The organism is Kitasatospora sp. NBC_01302, from assembly GCF_035976515.1.
Lineage (GTDB): Bacteria > Actinomycetota > Actinomycetes > Streptomycetales > Streptomycetaceae > Kitasatospora.
Genome location: NZ_CP108404.1, coordinates 6,313,611 through 6,335,471 on the forward strand (window position 1 = coordinate 6,313,611; position 21,861 = coordinate 6,335,471).

At 71.7% G+C, this 21,861-nt stretch carries 24 protein-coding genes and 1 tRNA gene; 23 read left to right on the forward strand and 2 right to left on the reverse strand.

The features are described from left to right. Positions 1–72: 72 nt before the first annotated feature. Together OG294_RS27605 and OG294_RS27610 are read left to right on the forward strand one after the other, a co-directional pair. Entirely contained in the window at positions 73–1,551 is a 1,479-nt protein-coding gene (locus OG294_RS27605) for an MFS transporter (RefSeq protein ID WP_327069232.1), read from the forward strand. Positions 1,552–1,737: 186 nt separating this feature from the next. Next, a tRNA-Ala gene (locus OG294_RS27610) sits at positions 1,738–1,810 on the forward strand. Positions 1,811–1,888: 78 nt separating this feature from the next. On the opposite strand, the gene OG294_RS27615 is transcribed toward OG294_RS27610, so the two are convergent. Continuing rightward, complete coding sequence (locus tag OG294_RS27615) at positions 1,889–3,160, reverse strand: MFS transporter (protein ID WP_327069233.1); 1,272 nt, start codon at positions 3,158–3,160, stop codon at positions 1,889–1,891. A gap of 238 nt (positions 3,161–3,398) precedes the next feature. Here OG294_RS27615 and OG294_RS27620 point away from each other — a divergent pair, with 238 nt between their 5' ends. From OG294_RS27620 to OG294_RS27650, 7 genes are all read left to right on the forward strand, one after another. Beyond that, entirely contained in the window at positions 3,399–4,736 is a 1,338-nt protein-coding gene (locus OG294_RS27620) for a hypothetical protein (RefSeq protein WP_327069234.1), read from the forward strand. Between the two features lie 42 nt (positions 4,737–4,778). After that, positions 4,779–5,768 (forward strand): UDP-glucose 4-epimerase GalE, encoded by a 990-nt coding sequence (gene galE / locus OG294_RS27625; RefSeq protein ID WP_327069235.1) that lies wholly within the window; start codon positions 4,779–4,781, stop codon positions 5,766–5,768. A 246-nt stretch (positions 5,769–6,014) separates the two neighbouring features. Continuing rightward, on the forward strand, positions 6,015–8,915 hold the full coding sequence (gene leuS / locus OG294_RS27630) for a leucine--tRNA ligase (protein WP_327069236.1): 2,901 nt from the start codon (positions 6,015–6,017) through the stop codon (positions 8,913–8,915). 228 nt (positions 8,916–9,143) lie between these two features. Further along, positions 9,144–9,926 carry a hypothetical protein gene (locus OG294_RS27635; protein ID WP_327069237.1) on the forward strand — a complete coding sequence of 261 codons (783 nt, stop codon included), beginning with the start codon at positions 9,144–9,146 and terminating at the stop codon, positions 9,924–9,926. 58 nt (positions 9,927–9,984) lie between these two features. Beyond that, entirely contained in the window at positions 9,985–10,836 is an 852-nt protein-coding gene (locus tag OG294_RS27640; RefSeq protein ID WP_327069238.1) for a DegV family protein, read from the forward strand. A 146-nt stretch (positions 10,837–10,982) separates the two neighbouring features. Next, complete coding sequence (locus OG294_RS27645) at positions 10,983–12,215, forward strand: helix-hairpin-helix domain-containing protein (RefSeq protein ID WP_327069239.1); 1,233 nt, start codon at positions 10,983–10,985, stop codon at positions 12,213–12,215. A 9-nt stretch (positions 12,216–12,224) separates the two neighbouring features. Continuing rightward, positions 12,225–13,670, forward strand: a complete 1,446-nt coding sequence (locus OG294_RS27650) for a recombinase family protein (RefSeq protein WP_327069240.1) — start codon at positions 12,225–12,227, stop codon at positions 13,668–13,670. Positions 13,671–13,743: 73 nt separating this feature from the next. Here the strand turns inward: OG294_RS27650 and OG294_RS27655 are convergent, their stop codons facing one another. Beyond that, positions 13,744–14,526: a hypothetical protein gene (locus OG294_RS27655; RefSeq protein ID WP_327069241.1), complete on the reverse strand. Its 783-nt coding sequence runs from the start codon at positions 14,524–14,526 to the stop codon at positions 13,744–13,746. Between the two features lie 125 nt (positions 14,527–14,651). On the opposite strand from OG294_RS27655, the gene OG294_RS27660 reads away from it, so the two are divergent. From OG294_RS27660 to OG294_RS27725, 14 genes are all read left to right on the forward strand, one after another. After that, the gene (locus tag OG294_RS27660; protein ID WP_327069242.1) at positions 14,652–14,894 is read left to right on the forward strand and encodes a helix-turn-helix transcriptional regulator; all 243 of its coding nucleotides are present in this window, start codon (positions 14,652–14,654) and stop codon (positions 14,892–14,894) included. Further along, positions 14,891–15,037 (forward strand): hypothetical protein, encoded by a 147-nt coding sequence (locus tag OG294_RS27665; protein ID WP_327069243.1) that lies wholly within the window; start codon positions 14,891–14,893, stop codon positions 15,035–15,037. Before OG294_RS27660 ends, OG294_RS27665 begins: the two co-directional genes overlap by 4 nt. A gap of 150 nt (positions 15,038–15,187) precedes the next feature. Further along, positions 15,188–15,514 carry a hypothetical protein gene (locus OG294_RS27670; protein WP_327069244.1) on the forward strand — a complete coding sequence of 109 codons (327 nt, stop codon included), beginning with the start codon at positions 15,188–15,190 and terminating at the stop codon, positions 15,512–15,514. Continuing rightward, entirely contained in the window at positions 15,511–15,816 is a 306-nt protein-coding gene (locus OG294_RS27675; protein WP_327069245.1) for a DUF6907 domain-containing protein, read from the forward strand. Before OG294_RS27670 ends, OG294_RS27675 begins: the two co-directional genes overlap by 4 nt. Continuing rightward, complete coding sequence (locus OG294_RS27680; RefSeq protein WP_327069246.1) at positions 15,813–16,025, forward strand: hypothetical protein; 213 nt, start codon at positions 15,813–15,815, stop codon at positions 16,023–16,025. The genes OG294_RS27675 and OG294_RS27680 overlap by 4 nt, the downstream gene beginning before the upstream one ends. Next, entirely contained in the window at positions 16,016–16,438 is a 423-nt protein-coding gene (locus OG294_RS27685; protein WP_327069248.1) for a hypothetical protein, read from the forward strand. The genes OG294_RS27680 and OG294_RS27685 overlap by 10 nt, the downstream gene beginning before the upstream one ends. Continuing rightward, positions 16,435–19,080: a hypothetical protein gene (locus tag OG294_RS27690; protein WP_327069249.1), complete on the forward strand. Its 2,646-nt coding sequence runs from the start codon at positions 16,435–16,437 to the stop codon at positions 19,078–19,080. Before OG294_RS27685 ends, OG294_RS27690 begins: the two co-directional genes overlap by 4 nt. A 225-nt stretch (positions 19,081–19,305) precedes the next feature. Continuing rightward, on the forward strand, positions 19,306–19,662 hold the full coding sequence (locus OG294_RS27695; protein WP_327069250.1) for a hypothetical protein: 357 nt from the start codon (positions 19,306–19,308) through the stop codon (positions 19,660–19,662). Between the two features lie 235 nt (positions 19,663–19,897). Then, entirely contained in the window at positions 19,898–20,233 is a 336-nt protein-coding gene (locus OG294_RS27700) for a hypothetical protein (protein ID WP_327069251.1), read from the forward strand. Between the two features lie 36 nt (positions 20,234–20,269). After that, positions 20,270–20,668: a hypothetical protein gene (locus tag OG294_RS27705; protein ID WP_327069252.1), complete on the forward strand. Its 399-nt coding sequence runs from the start codon at positions 20,270–20,272 to the stop codon at positions 20,666–20,668. A gap of 103 nt (positions 20,669–20,771) precedes the next feature. Then, on the forward strand, positions 20,772–20,972 hold the full coding sequence (locus OG294_RS27710) for a hypothetical protein (RefSeq protein WP_327069253.1): 201 nt from the start codon (positions 20,772–20,774) through the stop codon (positions 20,970–20,972). Between the two features lie 103 nt (positions 20,973–21,075). Further along, positions 21,076–21,288: a hypothetical protein gene (locus OG294_RS27715; protein ID WP_327069254.1), complete on the forward strand. Its 213-nt coding sequence runs from the start codon at positions 21,076–21,078 to the stop codon at positions 21,286–21,288. Between the two features lie 32 nt (positions 21,289–21,320). Next, positions 21,321–21,617: a hypothetical protein gene (locus tag OG294_RS27720; protein WP_327069255.1), complete on the forward strand. Its 297-nt coding sequence runs from the start codon at positions 21,321–21,323 to the stop codon at positions 21,615–21,617. Then, entirely contained in the window at positions 21,614–21,847 is a 234-nt protein-coding gene (locus OG294_RS27725) for a hypothetical protein (protein ID WP_327069256.1), read from the forward strand. Before OG294_RS27720 ends, OG294_RS27725 begins: the two co-directional genes overlap by 4 nt. Positions 21,848–21,861: the final 14 nt, after the last annotated feature.

The window sequence follows — 21,861 nt, forward strand, 5'->3', positions numbered from 1 at the left end:
TGGGAGGTAGTGCCGGTACCAGGATCAGCAGGCTCTAACCACCAGTACCAGCGCCCCGGCAGGCTGGTCCCCATGACGGACCTTCAGCTCGCCGGACCAGCCGAGTCCCTGGGACCGACCCGGAGCCGCCCCTCGGGGCCGAAGCCGACCGGCGCGGCCCGCGACCGCTCGGGCCTGCTCCTCGCCCTCATCCTGACCGGCCAGTTCATGGCGGTGCTGGACGTGGCGATCGTCAACGTCGCGGTCCCGACCATCCGGCTCGACCTGCACGCCTCCGGCGCCGGCCTGCAACTGGTGATCGCCGGCTACACCATCGCGTACGCGGTGCTGCTGATCACCGGTGCCCGGCTGGGCGCCCGGTTCGGCCACCGGCCGCTCTTCCAGGCCGGCCTGGCCGTCTTCACCGCCTCCTCGCTGGCCTGCGGCCTGGCCCAGGACACCGGCAGCCTGATCGCCTTCCGGGTGCTCCAGGGGATCGGGTCGGCGCTGATGGTGCCCCAGGTGATGAGCCTGATCCAGAAGACCTTCACCGGGGCGGCCCGGGCCCGGGCGCTGGGCATCTACACCGCCGTCCTGGCCGGCGCCACCGTGGTCGGCCAGATCCTGGGCGGGGTGCTGGTCAGCGCCGACCTCTTCGGCTCGGGCTGGCGGCCGGTCTTCCTGGTGAACGTGCCGATCGGCGTGCTGCTGCTGGTGGCCGGGCACTGGGCGCTGCCCCGGCTGCCGGTGGACCGCGAGCGCCGCCTCGACCTGGTGGGCCTGGTGGTGCTGGCGCTGGCGATCGGGCTGCTGGTGGTGCCGCTGGTGCTCGGCCACGACCTCGGCTGGCCGCGCTGGAGCTGGCTGGCGATGGCCGCATCGGTGCTCGCCTTCGCCCTCTTCGTGCTGGTCGAGCGCCGGATCGCGGCGCGCGGCGGCCAGCCGCTGATCCACGGGCGGGTGCTGCGCTCGGCGGGTCTGCTGCCCGCCTCGGTGGGGATCTTCGTGGTCATGCTCAACTTCTCCGGCTTCATGTTCTCCTTCGCGCTGCACCTGCAGGCGGGCCTGGGAGACAGCCCGCTCCGCGCGGGCCTGCTGTTCGGTCCGGTCGCGCTCGGCTTCGGGCTCTGCGGCCTGCACTGGCAGCGGCTGCCCGCGCGCCTGCACCTGCCGCTGCCGGTGGCCGCCCTGCTGGTGGTGGCGCTCGGCTACCTGGCGGTGGGCCAGCTGATGCGCTCGGGCGGGCAGTTGGGCCTGGCCGGCGGAGCGCTGCTGGTGGTGGTGGGGGCGGCATCGGGCTGCGCCTACAGCCCGCTGTTCGCCCGGGCGCTCAGCCGGGTGGCACCCGCGGACGCGGCGGACGCCAGCGGCGTGCTGGTCACGATGGTCCAACTCGGGCAGGTGGTCGGCGTCTCCCTGGTCGGGACGGTCTTTCTGAGCTCGGTGCACTACCCGGCCCCGGCTGCCGTCTCCGGCCACGCGTTGGCCGTCACCACCGCCGTGCTGGTGGCCTCCTCGGTGGTGGCGGCGGGCTTCGCCGCGCGCACCCGCCGCGCGGCGGCCCTCGGCTGAACCGGCACCGGGCCCCGGCGCAGCGGCGATCTCCCGTCCGTTCCCGACCCGCCCGCGTCCCGCTCCCGGCCTCCCCGGGGCGGGGCGGGGAACGGATTCGTTAACCATCCCGTCGACCGTGTAAAGTAAGACGTGTCGCCGCGGGAGACCAGGGCGGCAAAAATATGCGCCACGAAAATCGCATACGGGGCTGTAGCTCAGTTGGTAGAGCGCTTGCATGGCATGCAAGAGGTCCGGGGTTCAATTCCCCGTAGCTCCACAGTGATCCGAGGGTCGCCTTCCACATCGGGAGGCGACCCTCGGGCGTTTCGCGGGTGACCGTCAGCCGGTGCCCGGCTCAGACCCGTCGCGGCGACCGGGCGAACCTGGGCAGCAGCGCCGCCGCCACGGTGACCGTGCCGAGCACCAGGAAGGCCGTCCCGTACGAGGCCCGCGCGGCCAGCTCGGAGACCGCCAGCGGTCCGGCGATCCCCGCGAGGCTCCAGCCGATCAGCATCAGCCCGTACACCCCGCCCGCGTGGGTCAGCCCGAAGAACTCCGAGGCCATGGCCGGCATCGTGGCGAAGCCGCCGCCGAAGGAGAGGCAGACCAGCGCCGCCAGCGGGAGGAAGAGCCCGGGGGTGCTGACCTGGGAGAGCGCGACCAGGCACAGTCCTTGCGAGGCGAGCATCAGCACGAAGGCACCGGTCAGCCCGGTCCGCCCCGACAGCCATGCCCACATCGGCCGGCCGACCGTGTTGAACACCCCGAGCGCGCCGGTCACGGCGGCGGCTGCCGTCGGGCTCAGCCCGGTCAGGCTGCGGGCCGCCGGGGCGAGCACCGAGAGCATGCTGATCCCGGCCGCGGTGTTGAAGAAGAGGATCAGGGTCAGCAGGTACCACTGCCGGGTGCGCAGTGCCTGGGCCGGACGGTAGTCACGGGCGGCGAGCGGACCGTGCTGGGCCGGGACGGCGAGCGGACGCGGCGGATTGCGGAAGAAGGCGGCGCCGGTGAGCGTGGTCACCAGGAAGATCCCGCCGAGCACCAGCAGCGCCCGCGCCGGGTCGGCCGCGTAGTGCGCCACCAGCAGCCGGGCGAGCGGCGCGCTGAGCACCGAGCCCAGCCCGAAGCCGCCCGCTGCCACCGCCGCGGCGAGCGCCCGGTGTCCGGGGAACCAGCGCTGCAGCAGGGTGGTCGGCACGATGTAGCCGAGCCCGAGGCCCACTCCGCTCACCACGCCGTAGCCCAGCAGCACCAGCCAGAAGTCCGCCCGGCCGTGTGCGCAGCCCGCCAGCAGCAGGCCGCCGGAGTAGAGCAGACCGGCCAGCAGGGCGATCCCGCGCGGTGGCCGCTTGCTCATCAGCAGTCCGCCCAGCACGGTGCCCAGGAAGACCAGCGCGTGCGCGGTGGCGAACGGCAGCCCGGCCTCCCCGCGGCCGAGCGCGAAGCTGCTGTCCGGATTCTGCAGCCCGGCCGACAGGATGCTCCAGGAGTAGATGGCCCCGTAGGCGAGCTGGTTGAGCACCACGGCGGCGGCCACCAGGCCCCGGCGGCGGCCGATCCGCCGGCGGCGCCTGGGCGGAGCGGCCCCGTCGAGGCCGGGGCGGGGGAGCAGGATGGCTGACTGCACGGGGATCACCGTTCTTCTCATGGCACTCTTCTCATCTCCCAGCCGCGTGACGGGCAGCCGAGCACGCGGACGCCGGGTTCCGGCTGTCTTACGCTCCGTGACCGCTTCTGGTTACGCGCTGCGGCGGGTGCGGCCCTGGGCTGGTGAATCGTCTGACCCAATCGGCGGTTCTGAATACGGAGGGTGACCTGTGTGTGATAGCGCCCGAGTCCCGGCCACGGCCCGCTACGGTCGGGCCATGGCCGACCTCGTCCGCAAGCGCAACGAAGAACTCGCCCGGATACTCCACCAGCTCTCCTGGAGCCCGGAGCGGCTGGCGCGCGAGGTCAACCTGGTGCTCCCCGCAGGCCTGTCGATCAGCCTGACCGCGCCGTACAAGTGGCGGGACCGCGGCATGGTGCCGCGCGCCCCGCACGATCTGACGGTCTGCGAGGTGCTGAGCCGGGCGGTGGGCATCGCGGTGACCTATGAGCAGCTGTGGGGCCGGATGGGCAGCAACCGGGGCGCCAAGGTGCTGTCGGCCCGGCTGCTGACCGATCCGTGGACGGCGGACACCGCGCAGCTGGCGCTGCGCGAGGCGGGGGCGCAGGCCGCGCCGGTCCGGCTCACCGACCTGTTCCGCGGCGGGGAGCTGGCGGCGGCGGTCGAGCACTGGTCGAGCCCGCCGCCGCCGCTGACCGGCGGCGAGGGCGCGCTGCGCGTCACGGGCGGACAGCTGACCGATCTGCGGCTCGGCTACCACGGCAAGCGCCGGCTGGCCCAGGCCTGCGGCGGCGGTCTGGTGCTGGAGCCGGCCAGGGCCGAGCTGGCGATGGCGGGCAAGTTGCTGGAGCTGGGCGGCTACGCGGACGACGAGCGGCTGGGGCGGGCGCTCTACGGCGCGGCCGGGCGGCTGGCCCGGCTGGTCGGCTGGGCCGCCGCCGACCTCGGGCAGGAGGCGGCGGCCCAGCGCTCGTACGTCGCGGCGCTGCGGGCCGCCCACGCGGCCGGGCGGCCCCGGCTGGCGATGAGCGTGGTCGGCAGCCTGGCGGTCCAGGTCACCTACCAGGGCGCCGGTCGCGGCCTGGACCCCGCCGCACTGCTCGGCCGCGCGCTGGCGGCGGTCGGCGACCGGCTCTCGCAGCGCCAGCGGGCCCGTCAGCTGGGCCGGCTGGCGCTGGCCCGCGCCCGGTCCGGGCAGCGGGCGGGTGCCGAGGCGGCGGCCGAGGAGGCCTTCGCCCTGCTCGGCGCGGAGGGCGGGTGGCGGCGGGCCGAGCTGCTCGGCCTGGTCGGCGGGGCGTACCTCTTCCTGGACGAGCACGAACAGGCCCGGCCGATGCTGACCGAGGCGGTGGCCGGTGCGGCCGGGGCCAGGTCCCGGGCACTGCTGCTGATCCGCCTGGCCGGCTCCTGGCAGCGCACCGGCGAGGCCGTGCGCGCGGCCGAGGCCGCCGACCAGGCGCGCCGACTGGCCGCCGGGATGCAGTCGCAGGTGGTCGCCCGGGCGCTGCGGGAGCTGGACGGGCGCCCCGGACAGGGCGCCGCCCCGGCAGTGCCCGGGCGTTGGGCGGAGTTCGGGCAGGAAGGGCTCGGTTAGGCTTCCCGGGGAACAGCGGACGGACGGGAAGGCTCGCAGCTCATGAAGGTACTGATCTCCGGTGGCGCCGGGTACATCGGCAGCACCGTCGCCTCGGCCTGCCTGGACGCCGGTGTCACGCCCGTCGTCCTGGACAGCCTGGTGACGGGCCGTCAGGAGTTCGCCGAGGGGCGTGCCTTCTACCAGGGCGACATCGCGGACGGCGCGCTGGTGGACCGGATCTTCGCCGAGCACCCGGAGATCGAGGCGGTCGTGCACTGCGCCGCGCTGATCGTGGTGCCGGACTCGGTGGGCGACCCGATCGGGTACTACCGGGCGAACGTGGCCAAGAGCCTGGACTTCGTCGGGCACCTGATCCGCAACGGCTGCGAGAAGATGATCTTCTCCTCCTCCGGGTCGATCTACCTGCCGGGCGAGGACTTCAGCGTCGACGAGGAGTCGGGCATCGCCCCGCAGAGCCCGTACGCGCGCACCAAGGCCGTCTGCGAGGGCATGTTCGCCGACATCGCCGCCACCCAGCCGATCCGGATCCTCTCGCTGCGCTACTTCAACCCGATCGGCGCCGACCCCCGGCTGCGGACCGGCCTGCAGGTGCGCCGGCCCAGCCACGCGCTCGGCAAGCTGATCGAGGCGCAGGAGACCGGCGTGCCGTTCCAGGTCACCGGCACCCACTGGCCGACCCGCGACGGCTCCGGCATCCGCGACTACGTGCACGTCTGGGACCTGGCGGCCGCGCACGTCGCGGCGCTGAAGGGGTTCGAGGCGGCGCTGGAGGGCAAGCGCTCCTCGGTGATCAACCTCGGCACCGGGACCGGCACCACCGTCAACGAGCTGATCGACGCCTTCAACAGCGTGGTCACCCCGCCGGTGGCGAAGGTCGAGACCGAGAGCCGCCCCGGCGACGTGGCCGGCGCCTACACCCGCAGCGACCGGGCCAAGCGGCTGCTCGGCTGGGAGCCGCAGCTCAGCCTCGCCGAGGGCATCCGCGACTCGCTGCGCTGGGCCGCGATCCGCGACGAGCGGCTGGCCTGAGCGCCCCGTGCTCGGGGCGCGCACCACGCCCCGAGCACGCCTGCGGTACCCTGCTGCCATGCGAACCGTGCGCCTGCTCCTTAGCCGGCCGCGCTGACCAGGACCGGCCGAGCCCAGCGGGCCACGCCGGAGTCAGCGTGGCGTCCCCTCCTGTCGAGGGGCTTTTTTGTTTCTCCGGGCCTTGCGCGCCGTGCCCGGCACCCCCGCTGACGATTCGCGATCTGACACGATGGAGCCTGAAGGATCATGAGCGAGACGACCCCCGCCGCCACCGCGGCGGCCACCGAGCCGTTCCGGTACACCGCGAGCCTGGCCGCCGACATCGAGGCCCGCTGGCAGGACAGCTGGGAGAAGGAGGGGACGTTCAACGCCCCCAACCCGGTCGGCCCGCTGGCCTCCGCGACCGCCGGTGCCGCCGAGGTCGCCGCCAAGCCGCACAGCTTCATCATGGACATGTTCCCGTACCCCTCCGGCGCCGGCCTGCACGTCGGCCACCCGCTGGGGTACATCGCCACCGACGTCTACGCCCGCTTTCAGCGGATGACCGGCCACAACGTGCTGCACACGCTGGGCTACGACGCCTTCGGCCTGCCCGCCGAGCAGCACGCGGTGGCCACCGGCGTGCACCCGCGGGTCTCCACCGAGGCGGCCATCACCAACATGCGCACCCAGCTGCGCCGGCTGGGCCTGGGCCACGACTCCCGCCGGTCGATCTCCACGATCGACCCGGAGTACTACCGCTGGACCCAGTGGATCTTCCTGCAGATCTTCAACTCCTGGTACGACCAGGAGGCTGGGAAGGCCCGCCCGATCGCCGAGCTGATCGCCCGGTTCGCCGACGGCTCGCGCCCGACCCCCGACGGCCGCGCCTGGTCCGAGCTGTCCGGCCTGGAGCGCGAGGAGGTGCTGGGCGAGTACCGCCTGGCGTACAGCAAGGAGGTGCCGGTCAACTGGTGCCCCGGGCTGGGCACCGTGCTGGCCAACGAGGAGGTCACCGCCGACGGCCGCTCCGAGCGCGGCAACTTCCCGGTCTTCAAGTCCAAGCTGCGCCAGTGGATGATGCGGATCACCGCCTACGGCGACCGCCTGATCTCCGACCTGGACCAGCTGGACTGGCCCGAGGCGATCAAGCTGCAGCAGCGCAACTGGATCGGCCGCTCCGAGGGCGCCCGGGTGGACTTCCCGGTCAAGGCGCACAACGGGGGCGCGCAGGACCGGGCGATCACCGTCTTCACCACCCGTCCCGACACCCTGTTCGGCGCCACCTACATGGTGCTGGCGCCCGAGCACGAGCTGGTCGACTCGATCGTCCCGGCCGCCTGGCCGGCCCAGACGCACGCCGACTGGAAGGGCGAGGCGCACAGCCCGGCCGAGGCCGTCGCCGCCTACCGGGCCATGGCCGCGGCCAAGTCGGACGTCGAGCGCCAGGTCGACGCGAAGGTCAAGACCGGTGTCTTCACCGGCGCCTACGCGACCAACCCGGTCACCGGCAAGCCGATCCCGGTCTTCATCGCCGACTACGTGCTGATGGGTTACGGCACCGGCGCGATCATGGCCGTGCCCGCGCACGACCAGCGCGACTTCGCCTTCGCGCGCGCCTTCTCGCTGCCGATGACCTGCGTCGTCGAGCCGACCGACGGGCGCGGGGCGGACCCGGCGGCCTGGGACGAGGCCTTCGACACCTACGACTCGGTGATCGTCAACTCGGCGGGCGAGGGCATCTCGCTGGACGGCCTGCGGGTGGTCGACGCCAAGGCCGCCGTCACCGCCTGGCTGACCGAGCGCGGGATCGGCGAGGGCACCGTCAACTACCGCCTGCGCGACTGGCTGTTCAGCCGTCAGCGGTACTGGGGCGAGCCGTTCCCGATCGTCTACGACGAGGACGGCGTGATGCACGCGCTGCCCGAGTCGATGCTGCCGGTCGAGGTCCCCGAGGTGGACGACTACTCGCCGCACACCTACGACCCCGACGACGCCGCCAGCACCCCGAAGACCCCGCTGTCGCGCAACGAGGACTGGGTCACCGTCGAGCTGGACCTGGGCGACGGCGTGCGGACCTACCGCCGCGAGACCAACACCATGCCGAACTGGGCGGGTTCCTGCTGGTACGAGCTGCGCTACGTCGACCCGGTCAACGCCGCGAAGGTGGTCGACCCGGCCAACGAGGCCTACTGGCTGGGCCCCACCGAGCAGAAGCCGGCCGGCGGTGTCGACCTGTACGTGGGCGGCGCCGAGCACGCGGTGCTGCACCTGCTGTACGCCCGCTTCTGGCACAAGGTGCTGCACGACCTGGGCCACGTCTCCTCGGTCGAGCCGTTCCACAAGCTGTTCAACCAGGGCATGATCACCGCCGACGTCTACCGTGACGCGCGCGGCTTCCCGGTGCCCGCGGTCGAGGTCGAGGAGCGCGATGGCGGCTGGTTCTGGCAGGGCGAGGCGGTCACCCGCGAGGCCGGCAAGATGGGCAAGTCGCTGAAGAACGCGATCGCGCCCGACACCATCTGCGAGGAGTACGGCGCTGACACGCTGCGCCTGTACGAGATGTCGATGGGTCCGCTGGACGTCTCCCGCCCGTGGGACCCGCGTGCGGTGGTCGGCTCCTACCGCTTCCTGCAGCGGCTGTGGCGCAACGTGGTCTCCGAGGAGACCGGCGAGCTGGTGGTCGCCGAGGAGCCGGCCGACGAGCCGACCCTGCGGGCGCTGCACAAGGCGATCGACGGGATCCGCGGCGACCTGGCCGGGCTGCGCTTCAACACCGCCGTGGCCAAGGCGATCGAGCTGAACAACCACCTGGTCAAGCGTGGTTCGACGCCGCGCGAGGTGGCCGAGTCGCTGGTCCTGATGGTCGCGCCGCTGGCGCCCCACATCGCCGAGGAGCTGTGGCACCGGCTGGGCCACACCGACTCGCTGGCCTTCGCCGACTTCCCGGTCGCCGACCCGGCCTACGTGGTCGACGAGGCGGTGACCTGCGTGGTCCAGATCAAGGGCAAGGTCAAGGCCCGCCTGGAGGTGCCGCCGACCATCTCGGACGCCGAGCTGGAGGCGCTGGCGCTGGCCGACCCCGCGGTGGTCGCCGCGATCGGGGACGCGCCGGTGCGCAAGGTGATCGCGCGGGCGCCGAAGCTGGTGAACATCGTCACGGGCTGACCTCCGCACGCCGACCACCGGGCCGGCCGCTCCGTTCACGGGGCGGTCGGCCCGGTGCGTTCACGGGGCGGGCCGGGCCGCTCTTTCCCGCTCAGGGACATCCCTGAAGCGACCCTGATCTGCCCCGCGATTTGGCCGCCGACCGGGTTCCGCCCGCTCCGCGGCGGCTACCGTGGAAGCTGACGCGGAGCCCGTACGAGCCCGCCCTGGTGGAAGGCGGCACCCCTGATGGAAGCGATCGGCGCACTGGTCATCCTGCTCTCGCTGTTCGGGATCGCCGTGGTCACGCTGGTGGTGGTCGGCGCGGTCAAGGCGACGAAGGCGGTGGCGGCGAAGGTCGAGCGGACCGAGCAGCAGGCCCGCCGGGCGGTGGAGAACGTCACGCTGAAGGCCAAGACCTTCACCAAGCCGGGCGCCCAGGGCGAGATCGCCGCGGCCCGCCTGGGGCTGCGCACCTCGCTCACCAGCACCCGCGAGGTCCTGGCGGGCGGCGTCGGCTCCGACGGGCAGCTCGCCGAGGCGCTGCGGCTGCTGGACCGGCTGGACGCGCACGCGCAGGAGCTGGACGCCGAACTGCGCATGCTGGAGCGCGAACCGGAGTCGTCCCGGATCGCGGCCAAGCTGCCCGAGCTGTGCGAGCGGGCGGACCGGATCACGCACTCCGCCGAGTCGATCCGCTGGGCGGCGCAGGACCGGATGCAGCGCTTCGCGGACGACGAGCTGAGCCGGCTGAGCGAGGAGTGCGAGAGCGAGGCGGGGGCGCTGCGGCACTGGGACCGGGTGGCGCAGCGGGGTACCGGTGCTGCTGGTGGCGCCGCTCCGGGTGCTGCCGCTGCCGGTTCGGGGTCCGCGGCCGGTGCCGGTGCTGGGGCCGGTGCTGGGGCCGCCCGGCCGGGGATCGCCGCACGGGTCGGACGACTCAGCGCGCAGGAGGCGCTGAACCTGGGCGAGCCGCTGAGCCGGCTCGGCCAGCGGCTGCGCAAGGCCGACCCCGGCTCCTCGGTGGGCTGAGACCGGGCCGTCCGGGCCCGGCTGTCCTCGGTCGCCTTCGGGGAGTAACCTCCGGCACATGCCCGCCGACCTCGCTCTTGTCACCGATTCCACGGCCTACCTGCCGCAGCAGGCGCTCGACCGGCACGGAATCTCGGTGGTCCCGCTGAGCGTGGTGCTGGGGGAGGAGGTCCTGACCGAGGGCGTCGAGATCACCCCCAAGGACGTCGCCGAGGCGCTGCGCGCCAAGCAGCGACTGACCACCTCGCGACCCAACCCGGAGACCTTCGCCGCCGCCTACCGCGCGGCGGCCGAGGGGGGCGCTGAGGCGGTCCTGTCGGTCCACCTCTCGGCCGAGCTCTCCGGCACGGCCGAGGCGGCCCGGCTGGCCGCCGCCCGGGCGCCGATTCCGGTCGAGGTGGTGGACAGCCGACTGGTCGGGATGGCGCTGGGGTATACGGTGCTGGCCGCCGCCCGGGCGCGCGACGCGGGACTGGCCCCGGCCGAGGTCGCCGGGGCAGCTGTCCGTCAGGCTGCGGACACCCGGGGCTTCTTCTACGTCGACACCCTTGAGCACCTGCGCCGCGGCGGCCGGATCGGTACGGCGCGCGCGCTGCTCGGCTCGGCGCTCGCGGTGAAGCCGCTGCTGCACCTCGCCGGTGGGCGGATCGAGCCGCTGGAGAAGGTGCGGACGGCCTCGCGGGCGATCGCGCGGCTGGAGGAGATCGCGGTCGAGCAGGCCGGCCAGGGGGAGGTGGACATCACCGTCCACCATCTCGCCGCTGCCGAGCGGGCGGAGCCGCTGGCGGAGCGGCTGCGGGAGCGGGTGCCCGGGGTGCGCGCGGTGGAGGTGCTGGAGGTGGGGGCGGTGATCGGCGCTCATGTCGGGCCCGGGCTGCTGGCCGTGGTGGTCGCGCCGGTGGGTGGCTGAAGCACTGCTTGTACGGTGTGCTGATCTGACGGGATGAGTGGCGATGATCTGATCTGACGGTCGGTCAGTTGTCCACAGTGGTGGGGTTGTCCACAGATTCTGAGCCGAGACTGCGGGTGGTGCGGGGTCTGCGTACGTTCGGCGGCATGAAAGCTCTCATCGCTCCCGCCGCCATCCGCCGTCACGAGGCCGCCGAGCTCACCCGGAGCCGGCTCGCGGTCCTCCTGTCATCCGAGTCGCCGCCCGAGGTGCCGTTCGACGCACCACCCGAGTCGCCGTCCCAGTCGCCACCTGAGCCGCCATCGCAGTCGTCACCCGATGCGCCGTTCGGCTCGCCGGGCGATGCACCGGGGCTCGGCCCGCCGGGTGCGGGCTCCGTGGCCATGGTCGATCCTCCGTCCGCACTGTCCGGGGCTGCCTCGGCTCGGGGCGCCGACCGGGCGGCGAAGAGCCTGCCGGACGACTGGCCGCACGGGTACGGGCGCCGCACCGGTCGCCGTCGGGCCGCGTCCACGCCTGGGTCCGACCGCGCGGCCGACCCCGTGGCCGACCCCGTGCGTGCCGCCCTGAGCACGGTTGCTGCGCTCGACCCGCACGACCCGATCGCTGTGCCCTCCGCCCAACACGCCTACCGTGCCAGTCGGTTCGGATCCCGCCTGCCCGGCGCTCTCCAGTCCCTGTTCTGGGTCGACCGCAAGGCGGTGCTCGGTCTGGTGCTGCTGCTCCTGATCGCCGTCGGCTATGCGGTACAGCACTTCTGGCTCGGCCGCCCGCAGGCCGTGGCCGTCCCGGTCGCCGCCGCCAGACCAGTGGCCCGCCCGGTCGCCGAGTCCGATCCGGGCGCCCCGCCCGAGCCGGCCGGCCCGGAGACTGCGGCTCAGTCGGAACCGGCTGCCCCGGCCGCCCCGGTCGAGCCGGCGGATGCCGCGGGCTCGGGGCCCGCCTCGCCGCCGAGCGGTGGTGCGGCGCGTGGTGCGCCTGCCCTCGCACCCGTCGTGGTCGACATCGCCGGCCGCGTCACGCACCCGGGCGTCCGCACCCTGACGGGCGGCTCGCGGGTGGCCGATGCGCTGCGGGCGGCCGGCGGCGCGCTGCCCGGGGTCGACACCGACGGGCTCAACCTGGCCCGGGTGCTGGTCGACGGCGAGCAGGTCCTGGTCGGCGCACCCGCCCCGCCGGTCGCCGCCCAGCCGTCGGCAGCGCCCAGGTCGCCGGTCAGCCTCAACCGCGCGACCTTGGACCAGCTCGACGCACTGCCCGGCGTCGGACCGGTCCTGGCCCGGCACATCCTCGATTTCCGCAGCTCGCACGGCCTGTTCCGGTCCGTCGAGCAACTGCGTCAGATCAGCGGGATCGGTGAGCCGATGGGTCTACTGTAACCTAGCCCTATGGCCGTATCAACCCCTCCGCGCCAAGCGGTACTCCTGACTCGGATCAGCGATGACAAGGCTGAGGATGCCAAAGGCGTCGGACGCCAAGAAGACGACTGCCGCGAACGGGCCGACCGCCTCCACTGGGGCATCGGCGAGGTAGTCGTCGAGAACGACACCAGCGCCTTCAAGCGCCGCAAGGTCAAACTCCCCGACGGAACCACCGGCCTGCGGGTCGTACGCCCAGGGTTCCGCAGAGTCCTCGAACTCCTCTCCAGCGGCCAGGCCGACGGCCTTCTCGCGTACGACCTGGACCGCGTCGCCCGTGACCCGCGCGACCTCGAAGACCTGATCGACGTCATCGAGCAGACGAAGATCCCGGTCGAGTCCGTCACCGGCTCCCTCAGGCTGTCCAACGACGCCGATATCACGATGGCACGAGTCATGGTCGCCATCGCGAACAAGAGCTCGCGGGATACCTCTCGACGTGTCACCCGAAAGCATGAACAACTGGCGTCAGAGGGCAAGCCAGGCGGAGGCGGGATCCGCCCCTACGGATACGCCGCCGACCGCGCGACAGTGATCGAGCACGAAGCCGCGATCATCCGTGAGATCGCTCGGCGCCTACTCGACGACGAAAGCATGTACGAGATCGCCGCCGACCTGAACGAACGGGGCGTACTCACCGTCAGCGGAAGCGACTGGAGCACCCGAACCATCCGCTCCGTCGTGACCAAGCCGCGTGTCGCCGGCCTTCGCTCCACCGGACGCGACTCCGCGATGCAGATCGTGGGACCGGCGACCTGGCCCGCGATCCTCGACCAGGAGACCTGGGAGGAGGTCTGCGCGAAGCTCGCCACCCGCGGCATCGGCTCGAAGAACAAGCTGATCCGCTGGCTCAACGGCTCGCTGTGGCACCCGGCGTGCGGGGCTGGGCTGATCGGCTGGCAGGGCAACCCTGCGCCCCGCTACTGGTGCGCCACGCCGCGCGGGGGCTGCGGCGGGGTCGCCATCAACGCGGCCGGCGCCGAGCAAGAGATCGAGCGGCAGATCCTCGACCTCCTCTCGAAGCCGCGGATCTTGGAGCAGCTGCGGGGGCTGGCGGGCAGTAGCTCGACGCGTGAGGCTCGGGCGGCACTTGCGGACGACGAGCAGCAGCTGAAGGAGATGGCCGGCGCCTACGCCCGCCGACAGATCACCTTCGCCGAGTACATGGAGGCCCGCAAGATCGTGGAGGCGCGTGTCCGAGACGCTCGCGCGATGATGCTGGCCGCGGCGCCTCGGATCCTGCGCGGGCTGCTGTCCGGCGATGTGGCAGTCCACTGGCGCGACCTGGAGCCGACCGAGAAACGGGAAGTGGTGATGGCTCTCGTTCCAGATGGCTGGGACGTCCTGCCGGCCCAGCAGGGCGGGCGACGAGCGTTCGACCCGGCCAGGCTGCGCCTGCGGGGGGTGGACAAGTAGGTCCCGAAAGCGTTGAACGGGCCCGGCCGGGTGACCTCGGCCGGGCCCGTTCTCGTATCGGAACGTCGGTTCACTACTCGGATTGTGGCGCCGAGATGTCCTCGACGGCGCCGTCCTTCGCCACGCGGACATGCGAGATCAATCCGGGGTGCTGCCGCTTGAGCTCCTCAAGTTGCCATTCCTGGAGTCGGGGGCCGGGCTCCGCGCCCGTGCGACCCTTGGCACCAGGTCCAAGCCAGCCGTCCTTTCGGGCTCTCGTCACCCAAGTGCGTACCGTCTCCTCCGGGCGCCCGAATCGTTCGGCCATTCGCTTCATCGCCCCCGATGGCACGCCTGGCCCTGTTTCCTCCAGGTAGGCAGTAGCAACCTCTCGGAGCAATGCTGGCGTGATCCGTGCCCGACCGCCGCGCTGCGAGCCCTTGGCGTCCTCGTCGTTGAACAGGCCGGCCACGGGCTCCTCACCCAAAAGGACCCGTGTCCCTTCGCGCTGGGCGGCTTCCCACGCCGCCTTCGTCCTGACCGAGGCGAGGATCTCGCCGGTGGGGATCTTGCGCAGCAATCCGCCCGTCACGCCCGTGGAGTTCTCAGCCGGCGTGATTTCCATCCTGGAAATGATCAGTCCGTGAGCGTTGCGGCTCACGTCACCAAAGATCGTCCAGGAGTTGTCCAGCGAGCACTCGAAGTGGGCAACGACCCCGTGCGCAGCGGATTCCTCCGTCGGATAGAAGGTTCGGACTGGCAGCGCATTGGCTGCATCCTCTGCTGCCTCCTGGATCTGACGGAGAAGCGCTGCTTGTCGTGCACCGATAAAGCCGCTGGGAGAGCGGGGTGCGTTCGGCTCATTCGAGGTGGTCACTTGTCGAGCATCCCAATCGGCAAGGTGATGGTCAACAGGCCAGCCGTGCAGGGCTGAGACAAAAGCGACCAACCAGCCGTGCAGACCTGTTGAACTGAACCCACCACCCGTGCTTACATGGTCGAGTGAACGTAACGGTCGCGGATCAGATCCGCACACGTCTGCGTGTCCGACTCGACCTGCCCAGCCCCGGCGAACGCCGTCGCCTGCGCAAGGAGTCAGGGCTCTCGCAGCAAGACATCGCTGAAGTTGTCGGCGTCAATCGGGCGGCCGTCAGCCAGTGGGAACGCGGCGTGCGAACGCCGCGGGGACCGCTACTTGACCGATACGTCGAAGCGCTCCGGGCCTTGAAGGAGGCAGTTCGGTGAACAGTGAGATGCGCGAGCACATCACGCTCTCGGACGTGATCGACGAACTGACGCCGGAACAGGTCCGGCGCATCGTCCGAATCCTTCGACTGGCAGAACCGCGCCCACAGGCGTCCGCGCCGGTGGACGACACCGCCGCCTGATGGAAACGACCCCCGCCTACGTGCCGGTGCAGGTCGCACCGGGCGCAGACGCGGACCCCTGTCCCACCCCGAACATGACGAAGCCCCGGCTCATCAGCTGCCAGGCCGACCGGGGCTGTTCGTCTCCCTCTCAGAGAGGACGTGGTTCCAGTGAACCACACGACTGACCCGGGCATAACAACTGCCCCCGAACTCCTTCGCGTCGCGCTCGGCGACGCCGACGCCAACCAGCTGATCGGCCCCGCGTTCAGGCGGGCCACGCTCGTCACGGACGCCCAGGCCGTCCACGAGGCCATCGAGATCGCCGAGAAGCTCCACACCCTCGGCTTCACCCCCGACGACCAGCAGCACCTCGTCGACTGCGTCACCGCCCCCAACCCCGCCCAGGCCCTCACCGACTGGCTCACCGTCGAAACCCGGCCGTACATGCGGCGCGGCCTGGCCGCCGCCCTCCTCACCACCCTGGAGGAGCGGTGAACAGCACCCTCATCACCGGCTGCCCCACCTGGTGCGACCACGACCACCGGCTCGACGACGACGTCCACCAGGGCGCCGAGCAGCACGCCGTCGACCTCCACCCCTACGGCGCCCTCCCCGGCACCTCGGCGCTGGCCGTGCAGCTCGTCCGCTACGGCCTCGACACCGAGATCGCGCTCACCGCCGGCGGCACCACCGTCGACATCACCCCCGCCGACGCGCGCCAGGTGGCCGCCGAGATCCGCGCGATCGCCACCCGCATCGACCAGCTCGCCGACCAGGCCGAGGAGGTGGCCCAGTGATCCGCATCGGCATCCTCGGCCTCCGGCTCGACCCCACCGGCACCGCCGTGCGGTCCATGCAGATCACCGACGACACGGTGATCGCCGCCTACGACCCCACCCGGGTCACCCGCGACATCGCCACCGCCTGGCTGCACGTCAACTACGGCGACTACGTCGAGGTCGACGGCAGCCAGGCCATCGCCGAACACATCGGCGGGTGCCCGTGACCGACCAGCACCACCCCGTCGAGTCGCCGCGGACCACACCGCGGCGGCCCGGCCGGGCCAGCACCAACGCCGGGACCACCCTCGCCCACCCCGGCGCCCCCAGCCCCTTCCACCCCCCGGAGAAGGACTTGTCCACCGACCACGGCCGCCCGAAGGGCGCGGCGGCCACCCCCGAGCAGCACCCCGGCGACTGGCCCGTGCCCCGCAGCCACACGGCCCGCCTCGCCGAGAACCACCCGGACGCGAACGAGACCCGCGCCCGCTTCCACATCGTCCTCGGCACCGTGCGCGCCATGCTGGAGGAGCAGCCCTCCGAGCGTGCCACCCGCACCGCCGGCCGCCGCATCTGCGCCGCGATCAGCCTGCTCGCCGACGACGTCGCCACCAACAAGCGCCGCGGCGGTGACCAGTGACCGCAGCCGTTGCAGTCCAGCTCGCAGCCGACCGCACGACGGTCGAGAACTACCTCACCCAGATGTACGCCGGACTGCCCGGCTACCTTTCCATCTGCTCGGACGCGGACCGGTTCACCGGCAAGCGCTTCGGCACCGACCAGGCCGGGATCACCAAGGCGGTCGAGCACGTCATGCGCCTCGACCGGAGGCGCCCGAAGGGCATCTACGCCCAGGTCACCACCCTCCGCGAGCACCCGACCGAGGGCCGCGGAGGCGAAGACCTCGCACTCGGCCTTGGCTACCTCTGGGCCGACGGCGACTACGGCACCACCGGCCACAGCCCCAGCCGTGACGACCTCCCGCACCCGCCCGACGCGGACACCGTCCGGAAGATCGTCGCGGATTCGGGACTCCCCGACCCGACCGGATGGTCACTGACGGGTGGCGGCCTCAACCCCATGTGGATGCTCGCCGAGCCCCACCCCATCGGTGACGAGCAAGACCGCGCCCGCATCAAGGAGTTCACCACCAGCACCCAGGCGATCCTGGGGGCGTCGGCCTACCGAGCCGGCTACTCCTGGGACGTCGGCGTCGGCGACCTCGCCCGCATCATGCGGCTGCCCGGAACGATCAACCGGAAGACCGACGAAGACCGGCAGACCACCGTCTCCTTGGGGTCGGGCGCGCTCTACACCCTGAACGAACTCATCGAGGTCGTCACCCAGCTCGCCCCGGCCGCGCACGCCACCATGGCCCAAGCGGCCAGCGAGAAGCAGCAGCGGGCCGCACAGCGGCAGCAGAAGACGGTCCCCGCACCGCGCGCCACCGCGACAGCGCCGCGCCCCGGCGACGGCCCGCTCGACGTCCTCGGCGAACTCATGCGGTTCGGCGACCTGCTGCGGCCAGCCGGCTTCACCTTCGAGGGCTACCACAGTGACGGCCGGGAGAAGTGGCTCCGCCCCGCTGGCGCCGACGGCCGTGCGAGCAGCGCGCACAGCCTGCTCTGCGACGACCACGTCGCCGTCAACTGGTCCGAGCGCTCCGACCTGCCCGTCGGTGCGCAGCCGCCCGGCCGGAAGCTCACCATCGGCACGCTCTTCGCCCACCTGCACTACGGCGGCGACGTCAGTGCCGCGGCGAAGGACATCATGCGGGCCGCCGCCGGCCTTTCCACCACCGGCGCGGCCGGCGCCCTGCCGTTCATGCTGCTCGCCGAGGTGAAGCGGCGGTGCATGACGGGGCCGGACCGGCGGACGGCCGAGCCTTCGTTCGCCGATGAGGACTGGACCAGTCTGGTGGAAACGGCGTCGTCTGATGGCGACGAACCGGCGGGCAGAGCTCGGAGGATCCCCGGACTACTGCCGGAGGAGTTCTACGCCGGCCGCGAGGTGCACCGTCAGATTCGGCTGGCCGGCCACTCCCGTACGCGCTCCGGCGATGTTGCCGTTCTTAGCTGCCTGACGCGTCTCTCCGCCATGGTGTCGCACCACATCCGAGCCGACACCGGAGTCGGTGGCCACGCGTCCCTCAACCTGTTCGGCGGCATCATCGGGCCGTCCGGCATCGGCAAGTCCACCGGCGTCGACGTCTCTACTCATCTGATGCCAGCACCTGAAGGCCTCGACCTCCGCGACGGGCTGCCGATCGGCTCCGGCGAAGGTCTCGCCGAGGTGTTCATGGACGTCGTCGAGAGGGAGACAGGCAACCACACCCGAAAGGGCGACCCCATCATGGAGCGGGTTCGTGCCCAGGTCCGGCACAACGCCTTCTTCTACGTCGACGAGGGCGCCACTCTCACCCGTCTCATGAAGGAGCGTTCAGGATCCACCCTCGGTGAGACGCTCCGGAGCGCAGCTGTCGGTCAGACGCTCGGCCAGACCAACGCCAGCAAGGACACCAGCCGCTACATCCCCAGCGGCTCTTACAGCCTGGGGCTGCTGGTGGGCTTTCAGCCCGAAACCGTCGCGCCTCTCTTCGAGGAGACAGCCGAGGGCACCCCGCAACGGTTCCTCTGGACCCAAGTCGTGGACCCGTCCATCCCGGACAAGCAGCCGACCTGGCCTGGCGAGCTGTACGCATGGAAGAAGGCGATCAAGGCCGATCAGCCGACGCTCATCAGCTTCGAACAGGAGATCAAGGACGAGCTGCGGCGAGCCGACCTAGCCAAGGCGCGCGGCGAGGTCGCACCGCAGGACATGAACCCGCTCGACTCACACGCCCCGTTGATGCGGGTCAAGATCGCCTCTCTGCTCGCCATCCTCAGCGGGCGCCACCATGTCGACCTAGACGACTGGCGGTTCGCGGAAATGGTCTGGGCAGCCTCTTGCGAGACCCGTGACTGGGCCATCGCCTACAGCGCCCGCCAGCGGCAGTTGGAGCTGGAGAAGCGGACGCAGGCCCGAATCATCGAAGAGGTCCGAATCGACCGGGCCAAAGCCGAGGCCGAGGCGACGGCCGAGGAGAAGACCGTGGAACGGATTGCGAAGAGCATCGCCGCGAAGATCCATCAGAACGGTCCGACATCGCGCAGCGACCTCGGGCGAACGCTCGCCAGCCGCGACCGAAGGCATCGAGACGCTGCCCTCGACTATGCGGTGCTCCGGGACTGGGTCGCCCTCATCGACAGCAAGATCGCGCCGGGAGGATCCCGGCCGAGCTGAGGGGTGGACGGGGTGGACATGTCCACCCCCTCTCCCTCCAGAAGAACCCAAAGCGGTTCGCGAACCTAACTATCAACCTAGGCAATCAATCCTCTGACCTGCGCATATAGATAGGAAGGATCAAAAATCTTGACTCGCATAGCGCGCGGGGGAGAGGGGGGTGGACAAAACCTGTCCACCTGTCCACCCCATGTCCACCCCTCCAACCCAACCCAGGAGAAGACCTTGACCACCAGCACCAACACCCAGATGGACTCGCTCCACGTCGCCGCCACCACCGCCATCGAAGACCTCGGCGACCTCCTCGTACGCGGCCACCTCAAAGAACACCCCGCCACCGTCCTCAACCGCCTCGACCACATCGACAACATGACCAACCAGCTCCGCCAAGCAGCCGAACGCGAACTCGAATCCGGACAGTGGGGCCAGATCGACGAGCACCAAATCGACGCCGACCACGCCGAACGAACCACCGACTTCGCCGCCCACACCTGCAACTGCGGCTGGTGCTGGCACGCCGCACTCGACTACGACCCCGACGGCCCCATCCCCGGCGCCGCCGGCACCATCCCGAGCGCCTGACCGCCACGCGGTTAATGGACGTTCACCACCCCGCCCGCGCGGACGCGTGGCCAACTCAAACGGCAAATTTGCCGTTTGAGGACCTGCCGCCCCTCCCGCCCGCCCGCGGGCACGAGCACCAGGTCGTGACCGAGCCCCCGCCAGCCCAGGGTCATGACCGTTCGAAAACCCAACCCACCGGCCGTGGCACGAGATGCGCCGTATACCCGCCGTCCAATACGAAGGAGAGAACACCGTGGCTACTGACCAGCCGAGCGCCGATCGGCGCTCGCCCTCAGTGGTGAAGCGTCACCGCAAGTCCAGCGAGAAGGCGGCAAAGGTCAGTGGGATCTCCGCCCGGTCCATCGAGAAGGCGAAGACCGTCAGCCGCTACGCCCCCGAACTCGCCGAGAAGGTCGCCACGGGCGAGATGAGCCTGAACGCCGCCTACGAAGAAACGCGGCGGATAGTCGCCGTCGGCCGGGCAGCTGGAGTCGACTACGGCGCCCACAGCCGCATCGTCGCCCCGACCGCGGCGCCCAACACCGTGCCATGCACCCACTGCAGAGGCACCGGCCGCGTGCCGGCCTGACGCCCCACCACCCAACGATCACACGAGGAGACCAACATGTCCGACTACAAGATCCTCAGCGTCGACAACCCGGACTTCGCCGACGACACCCCGTGCGCCCACTGCCCCGAGTACGTCGGCAACGACTACTTCACCGTCATCAACCAGGCCGGGCAGCGCCTGTGCGAGTACTGCGCCACCGACCGAACCCACGGGCTGGGCGACGTCGCGCAGGGCCTGTCGCTGATCAAGAACGCGTTGGCGCGCGAGATCGAGCAGGAGCAGCGAGGCTCGGTCGCCGGCCGCTGCCTGGAGGTGGCCCGGTTCGCGGAGCTGCTCCGCACGGGCGTGGCGCTGACCTACACGGCGGGCCGTGACGGCGTGTTGGTGCCGCAGCGGCCCGGTGGCGCGGACCCGTACAGGACGGTCCGCCGGCACGGCATCAAGCCCGTCTGACCCAACAGCTTGCCGGGGTCGGGCCCGCCCACAACGAGCCCGCTCCCGGCATCCCCAAGGGTCCGGCAGCAGGTCGGGCCCGGCAACCGAGTAGGAGATCACCTTGTCCGAGTACACCTCTCAGAGCGCCCCGGTGCCGAACGTCCGGGCCAGACAGCTGGCGACCGCCGGCCATCTCCAGGCCGTCGTGAAGTGTCCGAGCTGCTCGCAGCTGCACAGGCACTTGGGGCTGGGCGTCCGGCGCAGCCCGTGCGGCGCGATCTACGTGGTCCGGCCGCCCCGGCAGGCCCGCACCGCGGCCTGACTGCCTCTCAGCGTGGCCCGGTGCCCACTCCGGGGGCACCCTCCGCCGGGCCCGCACCCGTTTCACCGCCCAGCCGCAAGCCGACCCGTGAGGGAGCAGCACCGTGAAGAGGACCCGCACCACCAGCCCGTGGAAGCAGTGCCCGACCGTGTCGAAGCACTGCCCGTCCTGCTGGCAGGGCCGCCCCGTGAAGCAGCTCGGCGAGGTCGTCGTTCGCGGCCAGCTCCTGGAGGCCTGGCAGTGCACGGAGCCCGCGTGCGAGCTGATCTGGTGCCTGCCGCCCCGTCAGCCCAGCCCCGTTCTCGCAGCCGCCTGAGCGCGGCCCACCTCAACCGGAAGGACCACCTGATGACCACACCCCCAACCCGCCGGCCGATTGTCCGGCTCGATCCCGAGCGCAGGCCGCGCCCCGGCGACCTGGATGCGCACAGGCCGGACAGCTGGCCGCCGGTCGAGGCTGGCCAGTCCGTCACGGTGCGGGTCGGCTACGGGATGGACGTCGACTCGACTGTGTCCGCCGTGCTGGCCCGGCACCTGCGCTCCGCCGGGGACGTGCGGATCGTCGGGCGCACCGACCAGGCCGCTCGGACCGCACGGACGTTGCTGGCGGCGCTGTGGCGGGCGCAGGACGGGGGTGCGGCGTGAGCGAGGAGGACGTGCCGCGGCGCTGGGTGAGGCTCGACGAGGAGCAGCGCGCGGTGGCCGAGGAACTGGTGCGGCGGGCGCTCGAGCTACGGGAGACATCGGACGGCGAGCTGTCGATCCGCGAAGCGCTGAACCTGGCCGCCGCGGCGATCGAGCGGCGCGGGCCGCAGGCGCTCCGGCCGGCCGTGGTCGAGCCGGACCCGGTGGACGCCGACTTCATCAACCCCTGACCCCGGATAACTCC